At 43.4% G+C, this 1,385-nt stretch carries 1 protein-coding gene; it reads left to right on the top strand.

Translation table 11 applies throughout. The annotated features are described in order from the left end of the window. Positions 1-42: 42 nt before the first annotated feature. Complete coding sequence (locus V7149_RS25240; RefSeq protein ID WP_335348312.1) at positions 43-1,209, top strand: pyridoxal-phosphate-dependent aminotransferase family protein; 1,167 nt, start codon at positions 43-45, stop codon at positions 1,207-1,209. Positions 1,210-1,385: the final 176 nt, after the last annotated feature.

Raw genomic sequence — 1,385 nt, 5'->3', positions numbered from 1 at the left:
GTATGGAATGATTGCTTAATAAATTCGATTAGGAGGATGCACATGCGTAACAAAGAAATGCTGCTTATACCGGGACCGACACCTGTTGTCGATTCCATTTATGATGCACTTGCAGAGGAAACAAGAAGTCATACGGATCATAGGTTTACAGCTATATACCGAAGTGCTATTGAGAAGACAAGGGAAATGCTAAACAGTGATGGAGAAGTATTTGTAATCTCAGGGTCCGGGACACTTGCAATGGAAATGGCTCTCGTTAATACGGTAGAAGCCGGAGAAAAGATTCTTGTCATTAGTCAAGGCTTTTTCGGAGATCGCTTTATCAAAATTGCCGACGCATTCGGGATTGAAGCCGAGGTTATTCAATCAGAATGGGGAAAACGGGTTGATCCCGATGAAGTTAAGGAAAAGCTTGCGTCCGGAAATTTCAAGGCTGTTACGATTACACATGCCGATACATCCACAGGTGTTTCAGCAGATTTAAATACTTTAGTACCGATTATTAAGAGCCATGGTGCCCTAATCATCCTTGATGGTGTTTGTGCTACAGCTGCAATGGAAGAGGATATGAGCAAGTCTTATGGGGATGAAAATGCGAAGATTGATGTTGTTTTATCAGGCTCCCAAAAAGCAATCGGTGTACCGCCGGGAATCGCAATTGTTGCCTTTAATAAAACGGCATTGGCTGCACGAGAACAAATAAAGCGTGTGCCTGCGTACTATTGTGATATTAACAATTGGATTCCAATTATGAATGACCCTTCCAAATATTTTGCTACTCCGCCAGTCAATTTAATCTATGCCTATGAAGAAGGGATGAAGCTCGTATTAGCTGAAGGGATGGAAAATCGCTATAAACGTCATAAAGCGTTTGGGAAAGCGGTTCGAGCTGCTCTTGCCGTATACGGGATGAAAGCTATAGCGGACGAGGCGGTTGCGGCTGATACATTAAGCTGTATTCTTTATCCAGATGGCATGGATGATGCTGCTTTCCGGACTGCCCTAGCTGAAAAAGGACTAATTGTGGCAGGAGCTCTTGCTCATTTGGCTGGCAAAGCATTCCGGATCGGCCATATGGGAAATACAACCGATCAGATGCTTGAAAAAGCAGTCGTTTTATTTGGAGAGACGCTGATAGAACAAGGATTTGAGGCCGACACAGAAAAAGCTGTGATGCGTTTTAGAGAGTTGGCGACACCTGTCCGTTAAAAATAAGAAAGCCTTGCAAGCGTATACTTTATACCTTGCAAGGCTCTTTTTATCCGCTAAAAGCTTGTTCACGGGCTCTGGCTACAAAATAGAGGTAAAGAATGATAGAAAAAAGTACGGAGACAGCTGCTACCATATAAATCGCACTATATCCAAACCAGTGGCCAATCTGGCCG

It is taken from the genome of Bacillus sp. JJ1503 (assembly GCF_036965125.1).
Taxonomy (GTDB): domain Bacteria; phylum Bacillota; class Bacilli; order Bacillales; family Cytobacillaceae; genus Cytobacillus.
This window is presented reverse-complemented; position numbering and strand designations above follow the sequence as displayed.